This is a genomic window from Streptomyces roseochromogenus subsp. oscitans DS 12.976, from assembly GCF_000497445.1.
In the GTDB taxonomy this organism is placed as follows: domain Bacteria; phylum Actinomycetota; class Actinomycetes; order Streptomycetales; family Streptomycetaceae; genus Streptomyces; species Streptomyces oscitans.
The window spans coordinates 4,775,369-4,795,416 of sequence record NZ_CM002285.1 but is presented as its reverse complement, the minus strand read 5'-3'; the positions used below and the strand labels follow the sequence as shown (position 1 = coordinate 4,795,416).

The window sequence follows — 20,048 nt, the reverse complement described above, 5'->3', positions numbered from 1 at the left end:
CGCCTGTTCCACGTGAAACATCGCACTTACGGAGGTCAGCGCCCTCTCAGCCCGGTGCTCCGAGCTCCCGCGTGTGCAAAGGTGCCTCCACGCTAGCGTCATATGTGGCGCGGTGAACAGTGGGCCCCCTAGCGTTCTTGCGATGATCGGGCGGTGACCAGGATGGAGCAGTACCCGTATCGACCGCCCGAGCCGCGCCGCCCAGGCGTCTCGGGGCAGGGCGGCGGCTACGGCCAGGACGGCCTTACGGGCGGCGACCTGTACGGCCACGACTCCCGGACGAGCGGCGCGGCCGGGCAGAGCCGCGGGCACCCTCATGCCCCCTCAGCGGCCGGTCACCAGCAGAGGGCGGCCGACTTCGACGGAGGCGAGGGGCACAGTCCGGAGCGGCGATCCGGCGGGGACGACGACGGCGGTGGTCACGGCCATGGACAAAGGCAGGGCCACGGGCATGGGCATGGGCATGGGCACAGTCATAGCCACGGTCCCGCCGCCCCCGTTTCCAAGCACCTGCGCAAGGTCATCGCCGCGATCCTGGTCCCGTTCACCGCGGCGGTCGTCGTCGGCCTGCTGGTGCTCTGGCCCGGGGGAGCCCCGCCGCACAAGCGCACCGGCGTCGGCTTCGACCGGGAGACGCAGCAGGCCACGGTCACCAAGGTCGTCGAGGTGAGCTGCGCATCGGTGAACGCCTCCGGTGACACCCCGACCGGTGACACCTCCACCGCCGAGGGCAACTCGGCGGAACAGGAGGCGAAGGGAGCCTGCAAGAAGGCGACCGTCCGGGTCGACACCGGCAAGGACGAGGGCCGTACGTTCACCGAGATCGTGCAGCCGGACCAGCCCCGGCAGTTGCACCAGAGCGAACAGGTGGTGGTCGCCTACGAGCCCTCGGCACCGAAGGACCTGCAGTACTCGGTGACCGATGTGAACCGGAAGTTCCCCATGACTCTGCTCGCGGGAATCTTCGCGCTCGCCGTCGTGGTGGTCGGCAGGCTGCGCGGTGTCATGGCGCTCGTCGCACTGGCCGTGAGCTTCCTGGTGCTGACCCTGTTCATCCTGCCCGCGGTCCTTCAGGGTTCGAATCCCCTGCTCGTGGCCGTGGTCGGGGCGAGCGCCATCATGCTGATCGCCCTCTACATGTGCCACGGCCTGTCGGCCCGGACCTCGGTGGCGGTGCTGGGCACGCTGATCTCTCTGTCGCTGATCGGCCTGCTCGGTTCCCTGTTCATCGGCTGGGCTTCCCTGACCGGGAACACCGACGACAACACCGGCCTGATCCACGGCCTGTATCCGTCGATCGACATGAGCGGTCTGCTGCTGGCCGGCGTCATCATCGGCTCGCTCGGCGTCCTCGACGATGTGACCGTGACACAGACGTCGGCCGTCTGGGAGCTGCACGAGGCCAATCCGTCGATGGGCTGGCGCGGGCTGTACCGGGCGGGCATCCGCATCGGCCGCGACCACATCGCCTCCGTGGTCAACACCCTCGTCCTCGCCTACGCCGGCGCCGCGCTGCCGTTGCTGCTGCTGTTCTCGATCGCGCAGAGCGGTGTGGGGACCGTGGCCAACAGCGAACTGGTGGCCGAGGAGATCGTGCGCACGCTGGTGGGCTCGATCGGTCTGGTCGCCTCGGTCCCGGTCACCACCGCGCTCGCCGCCCTGGTGGTCTCGGCCGACCGCCCCGGCCCGGGCAGCCCGGCACCCGCAGCGGCACAGTCCGTCCCGGCACGCGGTGGGCGGGGACGACGCCGGAAGCGGTGAGTGAGGCCGACCCGGCCGACGTGGCACGCGGTCGGCAATGACCCGCTGACGGGCCGGGGGCGATGCCCCCGGCCGGGCCCGGTACTTTCCGCTCCCCGGCAGAAGCGTTCCTGCACGGTGCCACGCGGCACGGCGGAGCGCCTGGCGCCCCCTGCCGTAACGCTTCAGCCGGCGCTCTGCTCCTCGGCCAGGATGCGGTCCAGAGCCTCTTCCAGATGGGCGTCGAAGTCCGCCAGCGCACCCTCCTGTCCGAGTGGCACCAGCTTGTCCGTACGGTCCAGGAAGGCCACGAGCGGCGGTACGGAGGAGCGGAACAGGGCCTGGTCGCAGCCGACCTGAAGCCTGATCAGAACCTCGCCCAGCATCTCGGAATCGGCGGGAGCGATGTGCACATCCCCCTCGCCGCACGGCCGGCCGACGCCGTCGATCAACAGCTCGCGTCCAAACGCCCAGGTCACCGGGGCATCACCGGGCAAATGAAAGGTGAGCCGCACCGCATAGGGATCGCTGGTTTCGTAGCGCAACTCCACCGGAATGCGGAAGGCGAGCTCCTCCGACACGAGAAAGCTCATCATGACTTCTGCCTGTACGGACTCGCGCATCGGTTACCCCGTCATATGACATCGGCTGGCCGGGATTGATCCCTCTAACGGTGGTCAAATCTTGCTGAACGTACACAGCAGATCACAAGGAGTAAGTTTTCAGATACTGATAGAGAGCGTGAGCGTCCCCAGATGCCGCCCGATCTCCGTCTGCAGCCGATGCGCCGAGGGCAACAGCCGGTCGGCCTGGTGGACGGGCAGCGACATGGCCATCGTGGCCACGGTCGTACCTACCGTGATCGGAACCGCCGCACAGACCGTCCCCAGCACGTACTCCTGACGCTCCACCACCGGTTCCATGCGCGGCATCCGGGCCAGCCGCCGCAACAGGGCGTCGTTGTCACGCACCGTGTACGGAGTGAGGGACTGCACGGGATAGCGGGCGAGATGGTCGCGGCGGGCGTCCTCGTCCAGCTGGGACAGCAGGCACTGCCCAATGGCGTGCGCATGACCGGTCGCGCGGAAGTCGGCCCACTCCTCGACCGCCGGTGCCTCGGGGGAGTCGGAGACGCACATGACCTCGATCTCGCCGTCCCGGTACATCGCGTAGTACACCGGCACACCGATGGAATCGCGCCAGTGCGCCAGCGTGTCGGCCACCGCGCTGCGACGTTTCTGCTGTGCTCCACTGCTGCCGAGCCGTTCGGCCGCGTCGCCGAGGAAGAACAGCCCCTTCTCACGGCGCAGATAACCCTCGTGCACCAGGGTGCGCAGCAGGTGGTACGTCGTCGGGAGGGCGAGGCCGGTCTCGCGGGCGAGTTGTTTGGCGGGGGCGCCGTAGCTGTGTTCGGCGACGGTCTCCAGCAGGCGCATGGCGCGCTGGACGGACCCGATGAGCGTCGCGGCGGCCGGCGGGCCCGAGGCGTCGGTGGGGCGCGAGGGCCCAGAGGCGCCAGTCAGGTGCGGTGGGCCGCAGGGGCCGGTCGGGTGCGGTTGTTCCGGGACCACGACGGCCGGTGGCCGTTGGGCGGGGGGTGCGCAGGAGCGCGGTGAGGTGGAGGCTGTGTGCGGTTCTGCCGGTGCGGTGTCAACCGTGGCCAAGGGTCACTCCCGGAGCACGAGGGGCAGCCCGTGCGGAGGAAAAGCACGGAGGGGATCTGCGCCGCCCGCGGGGCCGGACCCCGCGGGAGTTCCGGACTCTAACCGTCTGCCACCGCACGCAGACGGCGTCACGGGGAAACTTCCCTCCCCCGAGGGAAACGCGTGCTCGCCTTGCCGGGAACCGGTGGCGCCGTTGCCGGTCACCGGTCCCCGCGTCCGTCACCAGTCGCTGCGTGACGAGGAGTTCGACAGGAACTTGCGCACGATGTAGATGAGTCCGCCGACCAGCGCGACGAAGATCAGCGCCTTGAAGAGCAGAGTGATCACGAATCCGACCACGGTCGCTATCAGGCCGCCGAACACGACCAGGGCGATGACCGGCACCGCGACCCACTTCACCCACCACGGAAGTCCCGCGAAGATCTCTCGCATCGCCCTTGTCCTTTGCGTTGTCGTACGTCTGGGTTCTCGGTACAGCGTTTGGTGTTCTGCACTCGATGCTAGGGCCGGCAGGGGGTCCCGCGGGGGCCTCGCGTCCCTTGTCCTCCCCTGACCTGTCCCCTAGGGAACCCCGGATCCGGACTCACGCCTCGGGCGGAGAGAAGACGACGAGAACCCTCAGGTCCTCGCTGATGTGGTGGAACTTGTGGGCGACTCCGGCCGGTACGTACACGACGCTGCCCCGCGCCACCTCGGTCGTCTCCAGTCCGACCGTGATCGACGCCCGGCCGCTCACAACGAAGTACACCTCGTCCTGGTTGTGCGGCTTCTGCGGGTCGTGCTCGCCCGCATTGAGCGCGTACAGGCCGACGGACATGTTCCGCTCCCGCAGGAACTGAAGGTAGGCCCCCTCGTTGGCGGCGCGCTCCGCCTCCAGTTCGTCCAGCCGGAATGCCTTCATCGCCGCTGTCGCCCTCATCTCACTGCTCGGTTCGGATCCGGTCTGCCACGATCAGACACATGAAGAATTTTGTAGTCAAGACGATCGCCAACGCGGGCGCCCTGGCGGTTGCCGTGTGGCTGCTGGACAAGATCACTCTTACCGGTGACAGCACGGCCAAGAAGGCCGGAACGCTGATCGTCGTCGCGCTGATCTTCGGCCTGGTGAACTGGCTGGTCAAGCCCATCGTGAAGGTCCTCACCTTCCCGCTGTTCATCCTGACCCTGGGCCTGATCACCCTGGTCGTCAACGCGCTGATGCTGCTGCTGACCTCGTGGGTGTGCGGCAAGCTCAACCTGAGCTTCCATGTGCAGGGCTTCTGGACGGCCGTCGTCGGCGGTCTGATCGTCTCCGTGGTCTCCTGGGCGTTGCACGTCGTCCTGCCCGACGAGGACTGAGCACACCATGACCTACCGCGTCTGCTTCGTGTGCACCGGAAACATCTGCCGTTCCCCGATGGCCGAGTCCGTCTTCCGCGCGAGGGTGACGGAGGCCGGGCTTGAGGACCGGGTGGAGGTCGACAGCGCCGGCACCGGCGGCTGGCACGAGGGCGAGCCCGCCGACCCGCGCACCATCTCGGTCCTCGAAGAACACGGTTACGACAGTGATCACATCGCCCGCCAGTTCGAGCCTTCGTGGTTCTCCCGCCTCGATCTCGTGATCGCCCTCGACACCGGCCACCTCAAGGCCCTGCGCCGCCTCGCACCGACCGAGGAGGACGCGCGCAAGGTCCGCCTGCTGCGCTCCTACGACCCCGCTGCCGATGACGACCTCGACGTCCCAGATCCGTACTACGGACGCCGGGACGGCTTCGAGGAGTGCCTCAAGATGGTGGAGACGGCGAGCGCCGGTCTGCTCACCGCCGTACGCGAGCAGCTGGGAGGGCGGGCCGCATGAGCAACTCCCCCGAGGACGCGGGTCGCACCGGCGACGGCACGCGCGCGGTACGCGCGGGACTGCCCGAGCCGGTCAAGCACGAGCCGACCCTGCCCGGACCGGTGTTCGCGGCGCACTTCCACCTGCCCGGCGAGGTGACGGTCCCGTACGCGTACGGCCGTGACGACAACCCGACCTGGACCCTGCTGGAGCGAGCCGTCGGCGAGCTGGAGGCGCCCGGGCAGGACGACGTCGAGACGCTCGTCTTCGCCTCCGGCATGGCGGCGATCTCCTCCGTGCTGTTCTCCCAGCTGCGCGCCGGGGACGCGGTCGTGCTGCCCTCCGACGGCTACCAGGTGCTGCCGCTGGTCCGCACCCAGCTGGAGGCGTACGGCATCGAGGTGCGCACGGCGCCCACCGGTGGCGACGGCCAGCTGGAGGTCCTCGACGGCGCCCGGCTGCTGTGGATCGAGTCCCCGTCGAACCCGGGGCTGGACGTGTGTGACATCCGGAGGCTGGTGGCGGCGGCCCATGCGCAGGGCGCCCTGGTGGCCGTCGACAACACCCTCGCCACTCCGCTCGGGCAGCGCCCGCTGGAGCTGGGAGCCGACTTTTCCGTGGCCAGCGGCACCAAGCAGCTCACCGGCCACGGCGATCTGCTGCTGGGCTACGTCGCCGGCCGCGACGCCGAGGCGATGACCGCCGTACGGCGCTGGCGCAAGATCGTCGGCGCGATCTCCGGGCCCATGGAAGCCTGGCTCGCACACCGGTCCATCGCCACGCTCCAGCTGCGCGTCGACCGCCAGAACGCCACCGCCCTCGAGGTCGCGCAGACCCTGAAGCAGCGGCCCGAGGTGTCCGACCTGCGCTATCCCGGGCTGCCCGGCGACCCCTCGCACAAGATCGCCTCACTGCAGATGCGCCGCTTCGGCTGCGTGGTCTCCTTCACGCTGCCCACGCGCGCGCGTGCGGAGCGATTTCTCCAGGCCCTGCGCCTGGTGGAGGACGCGACGAGCTTCGGCGGCGTGCGGTCCACGGCCGAGCGCCGCCGCCGCTGGGGCGGGGACGCGGTCCCGGAGGGCTTCATCCGAATGTCCGTGGGTGCCGAGGACCCCGAGGACCTGATCGCCGATGTGCTGCGGGCCCTGGACGAGTCCGCCGAGTGAGCCCCTGCCCACCCGCCCGCTGAGCGCGCACGACGGTCCGAGCCTCCCCCCTCGTGGCTCGGACCGTCTTCGGTTCCCGCCCGCCAAGAACCGCGCGAACAAGGCTAGTTGACTCTCTGTCAGTGTCCAATCACGCTAGCGACAGAGACCTATCGACTTATTTATAGTTAGGGCCTGCCTGGGGGCCGAAGGAGGGCAGAGATCTAGGGGAGGGCACGCCATGGACCTGGCCTTGCTGCGCACCTTCGTCACTGTGCACCGGGCTGGTTCCTTCACCCGCGCCGCCGCTCTGCTCGGCCTCTCCCAGCCCGCCGTCACCTCGCAGATCCGCACGCTGGAACGACAGCTGGGCAAGCCTCTCTTCCTCCGCCAGGCGCGCGGAGTCACCCCGACGACCATCGGCGACGAACTCGCGCACAAGGCAGCGCCCCATCTCGACGCCCTGGTGGAGATAGCCGAGAGCGGCCTGGACGACGATTCCTCCCTCAGAACCCTGCACCTCGCCGGCCCGCCCGAGTTCACCGCCGAACGCGCTCTGCCCGCTCTGACGGAGCTGACCGGTGACGACGGCCAGGGGTTCGCGCTCCGCGCCTCCTTCGGTACGGCAGAAGAAGCGCTTGAGGGACTGGCCTCCGGACACCATGATCTGGCCATCAGCACGGCCCGCCCGCGCGGTGCTCTGCTCACCGCGACTCCGCTCTGCGACGAGGAGCATGTGCTGGTCGCCGCCCCTCGCTGGACGGAGCGGATCGATGCGGAGGCGCTACGCCTCAAGGGCGCGCAGGCACTGGAAAACCTGCCCGTCGTCGAGGTCCACGAATCGCTGCCCTTCGTCTCGCGCTACTGGGCCTCCGTCTTCGACTCCCGCCCGGCCGCCTCGGGCACGGTCATCGTCCCGGATCTCCGGGCGGTGCTCGCCTGTGCGATCGCGGGTGCCGGATTAGCGGTGCTGCCCCGCTATCTGTGCGCCGCAGCCCTCGACAACGGCACGGTCGCGCCCCTTAACGACCCGGTGGTACCACCGCTGCGCACCTACTTTCTGGTGGTGCGCACCGGCACCCTCGCCATGCCGCATATAGCGCGGGCCCACGAGTGGCTTCTGCGGGCCGGTGCGGCCTGGTGCTGAGGCCCTCCGGCACAGCACGCACCCACGGCGGTCGAGCAGTGCCGTCTTGCGATGTTTCACGTGGAACCAGCCGGGCCACATTTCTCCCATGACCGTCCGACCCGTGGTCAAGCGCACCGCCCGTGCCGTTCTTCTGGACGGTGACGACCTGATCCTGATCAAGCGCACCAAGCCCGGCGTCGATCCCTACTGGGTCACTCCCGGTGGCGGGGTCGAGCCCGGGGACCCGACCGTCGTCGACGCACTGCACCGGGAGGTGTCCGAGGAACTCGGCGCCAAGATCACGGACGTGGTGCCGTGCTTCGTGGATACCGTCGAACACATCGGCGAGGACGGCGGCGCGACCGGCGTGAAGGTGCAGCACTTCTTCGTCTGCCGGCTGGAGTCCATGGACCCGGCCCTGCGGCACGGCCCCGAAGTGGAAGAGCCAGCCGGTGAGTACGAGATCGTCCGCGTCCCCTTCACCCGCGTCGGCATCGCCTCCGTCCACCTCGTCCCGCTCTCGCTGCGCCACTATCTGGACGGCAACATCGAGGGGGTGCGCGCCATGCACGCTCCCGATCTCGGTTAGGGCGCTCAGTTTCCGACGACGAGCAGTTCCTCCACCGCGTCGTGCCGTATGCGGCTCGACGGGATGCCGAAGCCCCGGAGCATGTCGACGCCGCTGCGGATCATGCCTGGCGGGCCGGAGAGATAGGCGTCGTACTCGTTCCAGGGGCCGTAGTCGCGAAGAGCTTCGGGAAGCTGGAGGCGCGCCTGCTGGTCGATGATCGCCCGGACCGACAGCCAGGAGTGGCTCTGCTGGAGCCGGAGCATGGTGTCGATCTCGTAGAGGTCGTGGTCGGTGCGGGCGCCGTAGAACACCTCGACAGGTCTGCGTGCTCCATGCTCGGCGACATCCTCGACCAGGGCCTTGATGGGCGCTATGCCGGTGCCGCCGCCCAGGCAGAGCAGGCCGCTGTCGGTCGTGTGGTCGACGGTCATGGAGCCGGTGGGCGGGCCGAGGCGGATGACGTCTCCGGGCCGGGCACGGTGCACCAGCGCGTTGGAGACCCAGCCGGCCGGCACTGCCTTCACATGGAAGGTCAGCAGGCCGTCCGAGCGGGGCGCGGAGGCGAAGGAATAGTGCCGCCACACCCGTGGCCACCAGGGTGTCTCGATGCTCGTGTACTGGCCGGCGAGGAAGGGATAGGGCTGGTCCGGGCGGACGGTGAGGATCGCCACGTCGGGGGTTCTGAGGTCATGGGTGACGACCTCGGCGTGCCACCAGGCCGGGGACCGCAATGCGTCCGCCGCCGCAGAATCGATCATGACCTGGGAGATCGTTGTGTAGGCCCGCACCCAGGCCGCCTCGGTCTCCGGGTCCCATACGGCGGCGGCGTACTTGCTCAACGAACCGATCAGGCACTCCCCGACGGCCGGATAGTCCTCGGCACGTGTCCCGTACTTACGGTGCCCACGGCCGAGGTTCTGCAGGTAGTCGACGAGGACCGGCGTGTTGTCCAGGTGCTCGGCCGCGGTGAGCAGCGCCTTCAGCAGGCGGTCCCGCTGCATGTCCATCGCGGGCGGAAACAGCACGCGCAGATCGGGACGGCGGACGAAGAGCAGCGCATAGAAATAGGAGGCGACCTTGTCGGCGACCGGGCCTATCTCGGACATCGTGCGGCGTATGAGGATCGCGTCCGGAGAACCCTCCTCGTCGGCCACCGCCACCCGCTGCGCCGGCACACGCTCTCTGGCCGGTGCAGCCATCGGCTGCGGGGCGAGTGGGTCCGCCGGGTGCGGAACGGGTACGGCCACCGGCTGCCGGGCGGCTGCAGCCGCCGACTGCGTGGCGGGTGCGGCCATCGGCTGCCCGGAGGGTACGTCCGCCGGGCGCGGGCTTGCTTGGTGCCTCTCCTGGTCAGAGTGCGGGGGCGAGGCCGGTGCTGTCTTGCGTGGCGTAAACCAATCGCCCCCGCCCGACATGCCGTTCTCCCCCGACGTGGTGGTCGGAGTGTCCATGGTGTGCCCTCGCCTCGAACGTCTTGCGGTCGGTCTGCGCACCTCCACCCCGGAAGGTGCATGCTTCCCCCGGCGGACGGTCAGCCGTAGGACGGCGTGAACCGGACTCGACCCTACCGGCCGTCGCCGCACACACAAGTCCCCCCTCACTCCCTCACGAATCGGGCAAGAGGGCATACCGCGAAGTCCTTCAGCTAGCGGGCACAGCGAACCAATTCATAGGCATCCCACAGATCCCGCCCTGTGTAGGAGTGCGTCGCGAGCCCGGTCAGATGGGTGTCCGCATTCACCGCCACGGAGATGGGTACGGCAGCGAACAGGTCCTTGTCCGACGACGAGTCGCCGTATGCCACACAGTCCGCCCGCGCCACTCGGAACTCCTCGCAGAGCCGGTCCGCTATGGTCACCTTGGCTGCGGCACTGAGCACCCCGGACGGATCGACGGGCTCGGTGAACGGCACGGCCGGGAAGCGGGATCCGTGCGCCGCGTGCGCACCCCAGTCGAGAAGACGCTCCACGAAGAAGGACGGTGAGAGCGACACCACCGCACAGTATTCGCCCGCGTTTCTGATCTCTGCCCAGACCTCACAGATGCGGGCCAGCCAAGGAGCCGCCTCGAATGCGGCGCTGACCTGCGCCTCGGTCAGATCGACCCACAGGTCGTACACCTGCGCCGCGTACTCCGGCGGACCGATCCGTCCCTCCGCGATCTCCCGGTCCAGTGCCACGGTCTCCGCTTCCAGTCCCAACTGGCGGGAGATTTCCACCGGTGCCGTACTGCCGTGCAGCAACGTGCCGTCGAGATCGAAGAGATGAAGTCTCGCCATGGCGTGAGGCTAACCGCCTGCTTGTGTTTCACGTGAAACACATCCTGCTTGTCCATGGGCTGTGCATATGGCCACGGCATGGCCAAAAGCACGTGTGTCTGCGGCGAAACGGGTGGACGCCGGGGCTGCCGGTCGGACAGCCTGACCTGCGTGTCGACTCCTTCCCTCGCCGCTCTGCCCATCCGCCGCCTGACGCTTCGCGATCTCACCGCCTGCGCCGACTTGTCCGAGGACCGGGGGTGGCCACGCGAGGAGCACAAGTGGGGACTCCTCCTTGCCGCCGGGAAGGGACTCGGCATCGACGACCCTGAGGGTGGTCTCGTCGCCGCGTGTGTCGTCACGGAGTACGGCTCGTGGGAGCGCACGGATCTCGGTGCCATCGGCATGGTTCTGGTGGCCGGACGTCATGCCCGCCGGGGCGTCGGGCGCCGTTTGATGCGCCATGTCGTGTCGACCATGGGCACCACTCCGCTCACCCTGCACGCCACGCCCAACGGCCTTCCGCTGTACGAAGAACTGGGCTTCAAGGTGACGGGCCGGGCGGAGATGCTGAGGGGCCGCTTCACTCCGGGCGGGCCGGAACCCCGCGTACTCACCCGCACCGCTACGGCGGAGGACCTCCCCTCGGTCCTGCGGCTCGACGAGGAGGTGTTCGGCGTCGACCGCACTCCCCTGATCACCCGGCTGCCCGCCTTCGCCGACCAGTTGCGGGTGGCTGAGGAGGACGGCCGGATCATCGGCTACGCGGCCGCATGGCCGAACATGGACACCCATGTCGTCGGTCCGCTGATCGCCCGGGACACGGAGACCGCCCAGGCTCTCATCACCTACCTGGCCGCCGGTACGGACCGCCCGCTGCGCACCGACATCGACATGCGCCATGAGGAGCTGCTGACCTGGGCGAGGGCGCGAGGGCTGGCCTCCGTGGCTTTCAACGCGGTGATGACGTACGGCATCACGGATCTCCCGGGGGACTGGACGCGGCGCTTCGCACCGCTGACCGTGGCCGCCGGCTGAGCCGGCGTAGTCCCTGGGCGGTGGGCGATCAGGCGAGAGCCTGCACGGCCGCGGTGGCGAAGCCGTGGTCCTGCTCGGGCGCACCGCCGCCGACGCCAATCGCGCCGATCAGCCTGCCGTCTCGGTGGACGGGCACACCGCCCGCGATGAACAGCAGGGGCCGGTCGAGGGCCGTGGGCAGCGTGTGGAAGAGGCCACCCGGCTGGACGGCGTCGACCAGGTCGGCGGTGGGGGCGTTCAGCTGCAGCGCCGTGTAGGCCTTGCGAGTGCTGGTCTCGCCGGAGATCAGCACGGCACGGTCGTCCCGGCGGAAGGAGAGCAGATGGCCGCCGGCGTCCAGGACGGTGACGCTGACGGTGACCCCGGCGTCCTCGGCCGCGCTGCGGGCCGTGGCGACGAGAAGTTCGGCGTCCTCGATGGACAGCGGGGCGACGGCGGTGGTGTTCATGGAGATTCTCTCCTCGGGTGTTGCTGAGACGGGGTGCTCGCCGTACCGGGGATGCGCCCCCCGGCATGGACGTCTGTGAACTGCGGGCGGCGTGGCGCTCTGTGGGTCCGAAGGACTCAGTGGTGGACCGGCGTCTGCTGCCCGGCGGGCGTCGCTGAGGCGACCACGGTGCTGTGGCCGGCGCGGCGTTCCAGCGCCGCCGAGAGGACGGCGAGGACCAGGGCGGCCGCGGCGAGGGCGGCACCGACCCAGCTGGGGGCCGTGTAGCCGTAGCCGGCCGCGATCACGATGCCGCCGAGCCAGGCGGAGAGCGCATTGCCCAGGTTGAAGGCACCGATGTTCACGGCCGACGCGAGCGTCGGCGCACCGTGCGCCTGGTCGAGCACGCGCTTCTGCAGCGGCGGTACGGTCGCGAAGCCCAAGGCGCCGATCAGGGCGATCGTGGCAGCCGCCGCGATTTTGTTGTGGGCGGTGAGTGTAAAGAGAGCCAGGACCACGGCCAGGGCGCCCAGGGAGACGTACAGCATCGGCATCAGGGCGCGGTCGGCGAACTTGCCGCCGATGAGGTTGCCGCCGACCATGCCGAGGCCGAACAGGACCAGCAGCCAGGTGACCGAGCCGTCGGCGAAGCCCGCGATGTGGGTCATCATCGGCGCGATGTAGGTGATGGCCGCGAAGACGCCGCCGAAGCCGAGGACGGTCATCGCCATGGCGAGCAGCACCTGAGCGTTCTTGAAAGCGGCCAGCTCATGCCGCAGGTGTACCCCCTCGGGCCTCGGCATCTCGGGCACCAGCTTGGCGACGCCGGCGAGACCGACGACCCCGAGAGCGGCGACGATGCCGAAGGTCACGCGCCAGCCGACATGCTGGCCGATGAGCGTGCCCAGCGGGACACCGACGACATTGGCGACGGTCAGACCGGTGAACATCATGGCGATGGCGCCGGCCTTCTTGTGGGACGCCACCAGCTCGGCCGCGACGACCGAGCCGATGCCGAAGAAGGCGCCGTGCGCGAGCGAGGCCACCACGCGTCCGAGCAGCATGATCACGAAGGTGGGGGCCACCGCGGAGAGCAGGTTTCCGGCGATGAAGAGGCCCATCAGCAACATCAGCATGCGCTTACGGGAGACCTTTGTACCGAGCACGGTCATCACCGGAGCGCCGATGAGCACACCGAGCGCGTAGCCCGTCACCAGCAGTCCCGCCGTGGGGATGGAGACCCCGAAGTCACTCGCGACCTGGGGCAGCAAGCCCATGATCACGAACTCGGTCGTTCCGATTCCGAAGGCCCCGATCGCGAGGGCCAGAAGCGCGAGAGGCATGGAGGGGTACACCTTCCCAGACGATTGCAGGGGCGCTTTGAGCGCGTCCACAATAATTGCATACGCTGGCTAATGGCAAACGCGCACTATTGCAGACTTGCTCTATCCTTGATGCAGCCGCTCCGGGACGGAGGAAAACGCCAATGACAGCGACGGACCCCGCGCTCACCGCCCTCGCGCAAGGCTGGTGCGCCCTCTCTGCGCTGCACGGAAGGATCGAGGCGCTTATCGAGCGCGCCCTGCAGGCGAAGCACGACCTGAGCGTGCGCGAGTATTCCCTGCTCGATGTGCTGAGCCGCCAGCACGACGGCGAGGGCGGCCATCTGCAGATGAAGCAGGTCGCCGATGCGGTCGTCCTCAGCCAGAGCGCCACCACGCGTCTGGTGACCCGGCTGGAGGACCGCGGCCTGCTGGAACGCTATCTGTGCCCCACCGACCGGCGCGGCATCTATACCAACGTCACCGAGACGGGCCTGCGGCTGCTCGAAGAGGCACGGCCCACCAATGATGCCGCCCTGCGCGAGGCCCTGTACGAGGCCTCCAGGAACCCCGAACTGGCACCGCTCGTACGGGCCGTGGAGTCTCTGAACGTGCCCGCATAGGGTGCGCGTATGGGAGATCTTGAAATACGCCGCGCGACCGCCGACGACCTTCCGGCGATCGTCGCGATGCTCGCCGACGATTCTCTGGGCGCTCAGCGCGAGTCCACCGACGATATGACGCCCTACCGCGCCGCGCTGGAACGCCTGGACGCCGACCCGAACCAGCACCTCGTCGTCGCCGTCCGTGAGGGCCGCGTGATCGGAACCCTCCAGCTCACGATCATCGCTGGGCTCTCCCACAAGGGGACTACCCGCGCGCTCATCGAGGCTGTGCGCATCCACGCCGACGAACGGGGCAGCGGGCTGGGCAGCCGGCTGATCGAGTGGGCGATCGACACCTCTCGGCAGATCGGCTGCCGGATGGTGCAGCTGACGTCCGACAAGACACGCACCGACGCCCACCGCTTCTACGAACGGCTCGGCTTCAGCGCCACGCACGAGGGCTTCAAACTGCGGCTCTGAGGATCGCGGGACCACATCGCGATGGGGGTGTGTTTCACGTGAAACACACCCCCGCCGCACGTCCCCGTCGCCGAGGGCCCTAGCGGATGCCCCGCCATCCCTCCGGGTCCACTCCACCCGGGACCGCGGCCTCGGGGTCGTACGGCTGCCGCGTGAACACGAACGAGCCGAGGTCGAGGTGACTCACCGCCCCGTCCGGGCGTCGTACGGGCCGCAGCAGTTCTCCGGCGAAGTAGCCCTCCAGGCCGGTCCAGGTGCCGTCACCATTCGAGCGGAAGCGGGCACGCCGGCCACTGCCCGTCAGCGGGCCGAGCGCGAGAAGGCCGTCCGCGGACACCCGCAGACCGAAGGCGTTGGTCCCCCAATACCAATGCCCCGCCAGCTCCAGGACCGCCGGATCGACCTCACGCAGCGGCCGCCAGGGCTCCGGGATCCGCGGCTCCGCCTCTGCGACGATCCGCACGAGGTCGGCGCCCACGGCCCCCAGCAGCGGTCCACTGGTGCAGTTGGCAAGCACCACCGCCGCCACGTCGTCCTCCACGCTGAGGGTGAGGTTCGCCAGGAAACCCGGCAGTGAACCGGAGTGCCCGACCAGAAGCCGATCGTCGCGGCGCTGGATCTGCAGACCGAGGCCGTAGGTGACCCCGTCCAGCACATCGGCCGCCTCTGCCGGCGCCGCCGGTGTACGCATCTCCCGCACTGATTCCGCGCTCAGTACCCGATCGTCCCCCGCGGCCAGGAACGCCGCGAACCGCGCCAGATCCCCCGTGGTCGACCACAGCTGACCGGCCGGCGCCATCCTGCCCAAGTCCTCCAGCGGCTCCGGCAGCATCGCGTCCGCCCACGGATGCACGGCCCATCCGCCGGCGTGCGGGGCTTGCGGTTGCGTGCTCGTACGGTGCAGGCCGAGCGGCTCGAGGATCTCGCTGCGCAGCACCTCCTCCCAGGGAGCGCCTCGCAGCTCCTCCACCAGCGCGCCGAGCACCGTGTAACCGGGGTTGGAGTAGTGGTGCCGTCGGCCGACGGGGTGCAGGAGGGGTTGCTCGCCGAGCACATCGCTCAGCTCGGGGCGGAGGGTGCCGGGGGTCCGCTCCCACCAGGGCGCAGGCGACTCGGCCGCCAGTCCCGCCGTGTGCGCGAGCAGTTCGGCGATCGTCGCTTCGCCCGCGCCGGTGCCCGGCAGATGTTTCTCCAGCGGATCACCGAGGTCAAGCAGGCCCTCGTCACGCAGCCGCATCACCAGGACGGCGGTGAAGGTCTTGGTGATGGACCCGATCCGGTACTGCACCGTCTCGTCCGGGCCGTGCCCGTCCACCGAGGTCCGCGCCCCGTGCCACACGGCCCGCCCACCCCGCACAACGGCCGCGACCAGCGACGGGACCCGCCCGTCGGCCTGCGCGACGGCGATCCGGTGAAGCAGGGTTCGTCGGGTCGTGGGGAGCAGCTCTTCCTGAGGTGTCGTCATGGCCCCAGTCCACCGGGTCGGGCTGCGGCCGTCGAGTTCATTTCACGGACGCCGTCCGTCTGGGAGAGCCGCCCCCATCGAGATCCTGCAGGCGGGCCGATCAGGTCTGGGCCATATCCACGAAGCGGGAGTAGTGGCCCTGGAAGGCGACCGTGATCGTGGCTGTGGGGCCGTTTCGGTGCTTGGCCACGATCAGGTCGGCCTCGCCCGCGCGCGGGGACTCCTTCTCGTACGCGTCCTCGCGGTGCAACAGGATGACCATGTCGGCGTCCTGCTCGATGGAGCCCGACTCACGCAGGTCGGAGACCATGGGCTTCTTGTCGGTGCGTTGCTCGGGGCCACGGTTGAGCTGGGAGAGCGCGATGACCGGGATCTCCAGCTCCTTGGCGAGCAGCTTGAGGTTACGGGACATGTCCGAGACCTCCTGCTGACGGCTCTCGGCGCGCTTGGAGCCGCCGGACTGCATCAGCTGGAGGTAGTCGATGACGACCAGCTTCAGGTCGTTGCGCTGCTTCAGGCGCCGGCACTTGGCGCGGATCTCCATCATCGACAGGTTGGGGGAGTCGTCGATGTAGAGCGGTGCGGCCGAGACATCAGGCATCCGGCGGGCGAGCCGGGTCCAGTCCTCATCGGTCATCGTGCCGGACCGCATGTGGTGCAGAGCGACCCGGGCCTCGGCGGACAGCAGACGCATCGCGATCTCGTTGCGGCCCATTTCCAGCGAGAAGATGACGCTGGGAAGGTTGTTCTTGATCGAGGCGGCCCGCGCGAAGTCCAGCGCGAGCGTCGACTTACCCATGGCGGGTCGGGCGGCGATGACGATCATCTGGCCCGGGTGCAGACCGTTCGTCAGCGAGTCGAAGTCGGTGAAGCCGGTCGGCACACCGGTCATCTCGCCGCTGCGCGAGCCGATCGCCTCGATCTCGTCGAGGGCGCCTTCCATGATGTCGCCGAGCGGCAGATAGTCCTCGCTGGTGCGCTGCTCGGTGACGGCGTAGATCTCGGCCTGCGCGCTGTTGACGATCTCGTCGACGTCGCCGTCGGCCGCGTATCCCATCTGTGTGATGCGCGTACCGGCTTCGACCAGGCGGCGCAGCACTGCCCGCTCATGGACGATCTCCGCGTAGTACTCGGCGTTGGCCGCCGTCGGCACGGTCTGGACGAGGCTGTGCAGATAGGCGGCCCCGCCGACCTTGTTGATCTCGCCGCGCTTGGTGAGTTCGGCGGCGATGGTGATCGGGTCGGCCGGCTCGCCCTTGGCGTAGACGTCCAGGATTGCCTGGTAGATCGTCTCGTGCGCGGGCTTGTAGAAGTCGTGGCCCTTGAGGATCTCGACGACGTCGGCGATGGCGTCCTTGGACAGGAGCATGCCGCCCAGCACCGACTGCTCGGCGTCCAGGTCCTGCGGCGGCACCCGCTCGAAGGAGGAACCCCCTTCGTCCCACGAGGCGTTTTCCCGGCCCCGGTCGTGCTGTTCGTCACGGCCCCGGCCGCCGTCACCGCGTCGACGGGAGGCCGGCAGACGATCACTGGGTCCGGCGTCGGCCCACGGATCGTCCAAGGGCTCGGAAATGCTCACCGAGACACCTCCTCCCGTCCGCGCAGCGGACCTCGCCGTGTCCTCTTTTGTACGGCACGACACTGACAATTGAGAGGCCCAACTCCGGTTCCGGCGCGCCGGATTTATGACGGTTCCAGGGCCAGGGAAAGGGCGTTTCCCAGGCCGAGGGAAGGAGGGGGCGCCGGACAACGGTAGGCCCCTCGGCACCGTCAGCCAATCTGGTTATCCACAGGCCATGTGGACGACGGCCCGGATGCTGTGGAGAACTCGCCGAAACCTGTGCACGACCCGGTGGACAGCGCTGTGAACAAGCCCTCCCCCCTACCGAGCAGGCTTCCCTGACCTGTATCTTTGCCGTCCACCGGCTGTGCAGAAGAAAAACTTCCCCGGTCGGACCAAGATCGCTTCGAACGGTGCGCGAAGGGACACGACCTGAGAGGGAAGGTAAGGGGCAGTCCTCAGTTGCATCACTTACCTGTGGACGATTAGATTAGCACTCGTGACCCAGGCTCCCGCGATACCCACGGCCACCCGTCGTCGGCACGACAGAGAGATCGTCGTGCTGGCCGTCCCGGCCTTCGGCGCCCTCGTCGCTGAGCCTCTCTTCGTCATGGCCGACAGTGCCATTGTCGGCCACCTCGGGACCGCTCAGCTCGCGGGCCTGGGCATCGCTTCCGCCCTCCTCACCACCGCGGTGAGCGTCTTCGTCTTCCTCGCCTACGCCACCACCGCCGCCGTGGCTCGACAGGTCGGCGCCGGCCATCTGCAGTCGGCCATTCGCCAGGGCATGGACGGCATCTGGCTGGCACTGCTCCTCGGTATCGGCGTGATCGCCGTCGTCCTTCCCTTGGCGCCCGGCATCGTGGACCTCTTCGGCGCCTCCACGACCGCGGCCCCCTTTGCCACGACGTACTTGCGCATCTCCGCGTTGGGCATCCCGGCCATGCTCATCGTCCTCGCCGCCACCGGAGTGCTCCGCGGACTGCAGGACACCAGGACCCCGCTCTACGTCGCCGTCGCAGGATTTGTCGCCAACGGCGCACTCAATGCGGCCCTCGTCTACGGTGCCGGGCTCGGCATCGCCGGTTCGGCCTGGGGCACGGTCATCGCCCAGTGCGGCATGGCGGCCGTCTATCTGACCGTGGTCGTACGCGGGGCCCGTCGGCACGAAGCTTCCCTCCGTCCGGACGCCGACGGGATCCGGGCCTCGGCTCAGGCAGGCGTTCCGCTCCTGGTCCGCACGCTGTCGCTGCGGGCGATCCTGATGATCGCCACGGCGGTCGCGGCACGTCTGGGGGACGCCGATATCGCTGCTCACCAGATCATCCTGTCCCTGTGGAGCCTGCTCGCCTTCGCTCTCGACGCGATAGCGATCGCGGGACAGGCCATCATCGGCCGCTATCTCGGCGCGAACGACCCCCATGGAGCGCGTGAGGCCTGCCGTCGCATGGTCCAGTGGGGCATCGCGACCGGTGTGGTCCTCGGTCTGCTCGTGGTGGCCGCCCGGCCGCTCTTCCTGCCGCTGTTCACCACTGACTCCGTAGTCAAGGACGCGGCGCTCCCCGCACTGCTGTTGGTGGCGCTCTCGCAACCCGTCTGCGGGATCGTCTTCGTGCTGGACGGAGTCCTGATGGGCGCCGGCGACGGGCCGTACCTGGCCGGGGCGATGGTCGTGACGCTGGCGGTGTTCGCTCCCGTGGCCCTGCTGGTCCCCACGCTCGGCGGCGGTCTCACCGCGCTGTGGGCGGCCATGACGCTGATGATGACGGTCCGTATGGTGACGCTGTGGCTGCGCACCCGGTCGGGCAGGTGGATCGTGACGGGCGCGACCCGCTGAACCGATCGGCGGGGTCAGACCATCCCGGTTTCACGTGAAACATGCCGCGCCTTCGTGTAGCGAACCCCGATACCGGACGCGAAGAGGGGCCGCCCACACGGGGCGGCCCCTCTCTCAGCTGCTCAAGCCGAGCGCAGCGTTACGCCGCGATGACCTCGATGTTGACCTTGGCGGCAACCTCGGGGTGCAGACGCACGGACGTCTCGTGGGCGCCCAGGGTCTTGATCGGGGCGGACAGCTCGATACGACGCTTGTCGACCTCGGGGCCACCGGAAGCCTTGATCGCGGACGCGATGTCGGCCGGGGTGACGGAACCGAAGAGACGGCCGGAGTCGCCGGAGCGGACGGCCAGACGGACCTTCACGCCCTCGAGCTGGGCCTTGACCTGATTGGCCTGCTCGATGGTCTGGATCTCGTGGATCTTGCGAGCGCGACGGATCTGCTCGACGTCCTTCTCGCCACCCTTGGTCCAGCGGATAGCGAACTTCCGCGGGATCAGGTAGTTGCGAGCGTAACCGTCCTTGACGTCGACGACGTCGCCGGCGGCACCGAGGCCAGTGACCTCGTGGGTGAGGATGATCTTCATGAGTCGGTCACCCTTCCCTTAGCGCGCGGTGGACGTGTAGGGCAGCAGCGCCATCTCACGGCTGTTCTTGACGGCCGTGGCGACGTCACGCTGGTGCTGCGTGCAGTTGCCGGTCACGCGGCGGGCACGGATCTTGCCGCGGTCGGAAATGAACTTCCGCAGCATGTTCGTGTCCTTGTAGTCCACGTACGTGACCTTGTCCTTGCAAAAAGCGCAGACCTTCTTCTTCGGCTTGCGCACAGGCGGCTTCGCCATGGTGTTTCTCCTGTGTGATCAAGAAGTTTGGGGTACGGCCCGCCCCTGGTCCGAGGACCTAGAAGGGGGGCTCTTCCGAGTAGCCGCCACCGCCGCCGGAGCCTCCGCCCCAGCCGCCGCCGGCCTGGCCGCCGCCCTGGTTGCCACCGG

The 20,048-nt window shown here is 68.8% G+C and carries 22 protein-coding genes; 10 read left to right on the top strand and 12 right to left on the bottom strand.

The window, feature by feature from the left end; genetic code table 11:
- The first annotated feature begins 153 nt into the window (after positions 1–153).
- The gene (locus M878_RS70295; protein WP_031225380.1) at positions 154–1,761 is read left to right on the top strand and encodes a YibE/F family protein; all 1,608 of its coding nucleotides are present in this window, start codon (positions 154–156) and stop codon (positions 1,759–1,761) included.
- A 164-nt stretch (positions 1,762–1,925) separates the two neighbouring features.
- On the opposite strand, the gene M878_RS70290 is transcribed toward M878_RS70295, so the two are convergent.
- The 4 genes from M878_RS70290 to M878_RS70275 form a co-directional block, all read right to left on the bottom strand.
- On the bottom strand, positions 1,926–2,363 hold the full coding sequence (locus M878_RS70290; RefSeq protein ID WP_023548678.1) for an SsgA family sporulation/cell division regulator: 438 nt from the start codon (positions 2,361–2,363) through the stop codon (positions 1,926–1,928).
- Between the two features lie 99 nt (positions 2,364–2,462).
- Positions 2,463–3,404 (bottom strand): IclR family transcriptional regulator, encoded by a 942-nt coding sequence (locus M878_RS70285; RefSeq protein WP_425347903.1) that lies wholly within the window; start codon positions 3,402–3,404, stop codon positions 2,463–2,465.
- A gap of 219 nt (positions 3,405–3,623) precedes the next feature.
- The gene (locus M878_RS70280; protein ID WP_023548674.1) at positions 3,624–3,836 is read right to left on the bottom strand and encodes a DUF5326 family protein; all 213 of its coding nucleotides are present in this window, start codon (positions 3,834–3,836) and stop codon (positions 3,624–3,626) included.
- Between the two features lie 151 nt (positions 3,837–3,987).
- On the bottom strand, positions 3,988–4,305 hold the full coding sequence (locus tag M878_RS70275) for a cupin domain-containing protein (RefSeq protein WP_023548672.1): 318 nt from the start codon (positions 4,303–4,305) through the stop codon (positions 3,988–3,990).
- Positions 4,306–4,364: 59 nt separating this feature from the next.
- Between M878_RS70275 and M878_RS70270 the strand changes: the two genes are divergently transcribed.
- From M878_RS70270 to M878_RS70250, 5 genes are all read left to right on the top strand, one after another.
- Positions 4,365–4,742: a phage holin family protein gene (locus M878_RS70270; RefSeq protein WP_023548670.1), complete on the top strand. Its 378-nt coding sequence runs from the start codon at positions 4,365–4,367 to the stop codon at positions 4,740–4,742.
- A 7-nt stretch (positions 4,743–4,749) separates the two neighbouring features.
- Positions 4,750–5,241: a low molecular weight protein-tyrosine-phosphatase gene (locus M878_RS70265; protein WP_023548668.1), complete on the top strand. Its 492-nt coding sequence runs from the start codon at positions 4,750–4,752 to the stop codon at positions 5,239–5,241.
- Entirely contained in the window at positions 5,238–6,386 is a 1,149-nt protein-coding gene (locus M878_RS70260) for a cystathionine gamma-lyase (protein WP_023548666.1), read from the top strand. The genes M878_RS70265 and M878_RS70260 overlap by 4 nt, the downstream gene beginning before the upstream one ends.
- 220 nt (positions 6,387–6,606) lie before the next feature.
- Positions 6,607–7,512, top strand: a complete 906-nt coding sequence (locus tag M878_RS70255) for a LysR family transcriptional regulator (RefSeq protein ID WP_023548664.1) — start codon at positions 6,607–6,609, stop codon at positions 7,510–7,512.
- A gap of 88 nt (positions 7,513–7,600) precedes the next feature.
- Positions 7,601–8,083 carry an NUDIX domain-containing protein gene (locus M878_RS70250; protein ID WP_023548662.1) on the top strand — a complete coding sequence of 161 codons (483 nt, stop codon included), beginning with the start codon at positions 7,601–7,603 and terminating at the stop codon, positions 8,081–8,083.
- Between the two features lie 5 nt (positions 8,084–8,088).
- Here the strand turns inward: M878_RS70250 and M878_RS70245 are convergent, their stop codons facing one another.
- On the bottom strand, positions 8,089–9,516 hold the full coding sequence (locus M878_RS70245) for a globin domain-containing protein (RefSeq protein WP_209445547.1): 1,428 nt from the start codon (positions 9,514–9,516) through the stop codon (positions 8,089–8,091).
- A 194-nt stretch (positions 9,517–9,710) separates the two neighbouring features.
- Positions 9,711–10,343 (bottom strand): HAD family hydrolase, encoded by a 633-nt coding sequence (locus M878_RS70240; protein WP_023548658.1) that lies wholly within the window; start codon positions 10,341–10,343, stop codon positions 9,711–9,713.
- A gap of 150 nt (positions 10,344–10,493) precedes the next feature.
- Between M878_RS70240 and M878_RS70235 the strand changes: the two genes are divergently transcribed.
- The gene (locus tag M878_RS70235) at positions 10,494–11,360 is read left to right on the top strand and encodes a GNAT family N-acetyltransferase (protein ID WP_023548656.1); all 867 of its coding nucleotides are present in this window, start codon (positions 10,494–10,496) and stop codon (positions 11,358–11,360) included.
- Between the two features lie 28 nt (positions 11,361–11,388).
- Here the strand turns inward: M878_RS70235 and M878_RS70230 are convergent, their stop codons facing one another.
- Both M878_RS70230 and M878_RS70225 read right to left on the bottom strand, forming a co-directional pair.
- On the bottom strand, positions 11,389–11,808 hold the full coding sequence (locus M878_RS70230; protein ID WP_023548654.1) for a GlcG/HbpS family heme-binding protein: 420 nt from the start codon (positions 11,806–11,808) through the stop codon (positions 11,389–11,391).
- Positions 11,809–11,924: 116 nt separating this feature from the next.
- Complete coding sequence (locus M878_RS70225) at positions 11,925–13,130, bottom strand: MFS transporter (RefSeq protein ID WP_023548652.1); 1,206 nt, start codon at positions 13,128–13,130, stop codon at positions 11,925–11,927.
- A gap of 143 nt (positions 13,131–13,273) precedes the next feature.
- Here M878_RS70225 and M878_RS70220 point away from each other — a divergent pair, with 143 nt between their 5' ends.
- Both M878_RS70220 and M878_RS70215 read left to right on the top strand, forming a co-directional pair.
- On the top strand, positions 13,274–13,732 hold the full coding sequence (locus M878_RS70220; RefSeq protein WP_023548650.1) for a MarR family winged helix-turn-helix transcriptional regulator: 459 nt from the start codon (positions 13,274–13,276) through the stop codon (positions 13,730–13,732).
- A gap of 9 nt (positions 13,733–13,741) precedes the next feature.
- Positions 13,742–14,194 carry a GNAT family N-acetyltransferase gene (locus tag M878_RS70215; RefSeq protein ID WP_023548648.1) on the top strand — a complete coding sequence of 151 codons (453 nt, stop codon included), beginning with the start codon at positions 13,742–13,744 and terminating at the stop codon, positions 14,192–14,194.
- A 79-nt stretch (positions 14,195–14,273) separates the two neighbouring features.
- Here M878_RS70215 and M878_RS70210 read toward each other — a convergent pair whose 3' ends face one another.
- Both M878_RS70210 and dnaB read right to left on the bottom strand, forming a co-directional pair.
- On the bottom strand, positions 14,274–15,659 hold the full coding sequence (locus M878_RS70210; protein WP_023548646.1) for a serine hydrolase domain-containing protein: 1,386 nt from the start codon (positions 15,657–15,659) through the stop codon (positions 14,274–14,276).
- 100 nt (positions 15,660–15,759) lie between these two features.
- Complete coding sequence (dnaB, locus tag M878_RS70205) at positions 15,760–17,238, bottom strand: replicative DNA helicase (protein WP_031225379.1); 1,479 nt, start codon at positions 17,236–17,238, stop codon at positions 15,760–15,762.
- Between the two features lie 481 nt (positions 17,239–17,719).
- On the opposite strand from dnaB, the gene M878_RS70200 reads away from it, so the two are divergent.
- Entirely contained in the window at positions 17,720–19,057 is a 1,338-nt protein-coding gene (locus M878_RS70200; protein WP_023548642.1) for an MATE family efflux transporter, read from the top strand.
- Positions 19,058–19,196: 139 nt separating this feature from the next.
- On the opposite strand, the gene rplI is transcribed toward M878_RS70200, so the two are convergent.
- On the bottom strand, positions 19,197–19,643 hold the full coding sequence (rplI, locus tag M878_RS70195) for a 50S ribosomal protein L9 (RefSeq protein WP_023548640.1): 447 nt from the start codon (positions 19,641–19,643) through the stop codon (positions 19,197–19,199).
- An 18-nt stretch (positions 19,644–19,661) separates the two neighbouring features.
- Positions 19,662–19,898 (bottom strand): 30S ribosomal protein S18, encoded by a 237-nt coding sequence (rpsR, locus tag M878_RS70190; RefSeq protein WP_003949403.1) that lies wholly within the window; start codon positions 19,896–19,898, stop codon positions 19,662–19,664.
- Positions 19,899–20,048: the final 150 nt, after the last annotated feature.

What these genes read in the sequence shown, in the direction of transcription:
- M878_RS70215 (WP_023548648.1), top strand. Translation starts at nt 13,742, where the DNA reads ATGGGAGATCTTGAAATACGCCGCGCGACCGCCGACGACCTTCCGGCG.
- M878_RS70275 (WP_023548672.1), bottom strand. Translation starts at nt 4,305, where the DNA reads ATGAAGGCATTCCGGCTGGACGAACTGGAGGCGGAGCGCGCCGCCAAC.
- M878_RS70245 (WP_209445547.1), bottom strand. Translation starts at nt 9,516, where the DNA reads ATGGACACTCCGACCACCACGTCGGGGGAGAACGGCATGTCGGGCGGG.
- M878_RS70240 (WP_023548658.1), bottom strand. Translation starts at nt 10,343, where the DNA reads ATGGCGAGACTTCATCTCTTCGATCTCGACGGCACGTTGCTGCACGGC.
- M878_RS70255 (WP_023548664.1), top strand. Translation starts at nt 6,607, where the DNA reads ATGGACCTGGCCTTGCTGCGCACCTTCGTCACTGTGCACCGGGCTGGT.
- M878_RS70265 (WP_023548668.1), top strand. Translation starts at nt 4,750, where the DNA reads ATGACCTACCGCGTCTGCTTCGTGTGCACCGGAAACATCTGCCGTTCC.
- rplI (WP_023548640.1), bottom strand. Translation starts at nt 19,643, where the DNA reads ATGAAGATCATCCTCACCCACGAGGTCACTGGCCTCGGTGCCGCCGGC.
- M878_RS70220 (WP_023548650.1), top strand. Translation starts at nt 13,274, where the DNA reads ATGACAGCGACGGACCCCGCGCTCACCGCCCTCGCGCAAGGCTGGTGC.
- M878_RS70230 (WP_023548654.1), bottom strand. Translation starts at nt 11,808, where the DNA reads ATGAACACCACCGCCGTCGCCCCGCTGTCCATCGAGGACGCCGAACTT.
- M878_RS70210 (WP_023548646.1), bottom strand. Translation starts at nt 15,659, where the DNA reads ATGACGACACCTCAGGAAGAGCTGCTCCCCACGACCCGACGAACCCTG.
- M878_RS70280 (WP_023548674.1), bottom strand. Translation starts at nt 3,836, where the DNA reads ATGCGAGAGATCTTCGCGGGACTTCCGTGGTGGGTGAAGTGGGTCGCG.
- rpsR (WP_003949403.1), bottom strand. Translation starts at nt 19,898, where the DNA reads ATGGCGAAGCCGCCTGTGCGCAAGCCGAAGAAGAAGGTCTGCGCTTTT.
- M878_RS70270 (WP_023548670.1), top strand. Translation starts at nt 4,365, where the DNA reads ATGAAGAATTTTGTAGTCAAGACGATCGCCAACGCGGGCGCCCTGGCG.
- M878_RS70260 (WP_023548666.1), top strand. Translation starts at nt 5,238, where the DNA reads ATGAGCAACTCCCCCGAGGACGCGGGTCGCACCGGCGACGGCACGCGC.
- M878_RS70250 (WP_023548662.1), top strand. Translation starts at nt 7,601, where the DNA reads ATGACCGTCCGACCCGTGGTCAAGCGCACCGCCCGTGCCGTTCTTCTG.
- M878_RS70225 (WP_023548652.1), bottom strand. Translation starts at nt 13,130, where the DNA reads ATGCCTCTCGCGCTTCTGGCCCTCGCGATCGGGGCCTTCGGAATCGGA.
- M878_RS70290 (WP_023548678.1), bottom strand. Translation starts at nt 2,363, where the DNA reads ATGCGCGAGTCCGTACAGGCAGAAGTCATGATGAGCTTTCTCGTGTCG.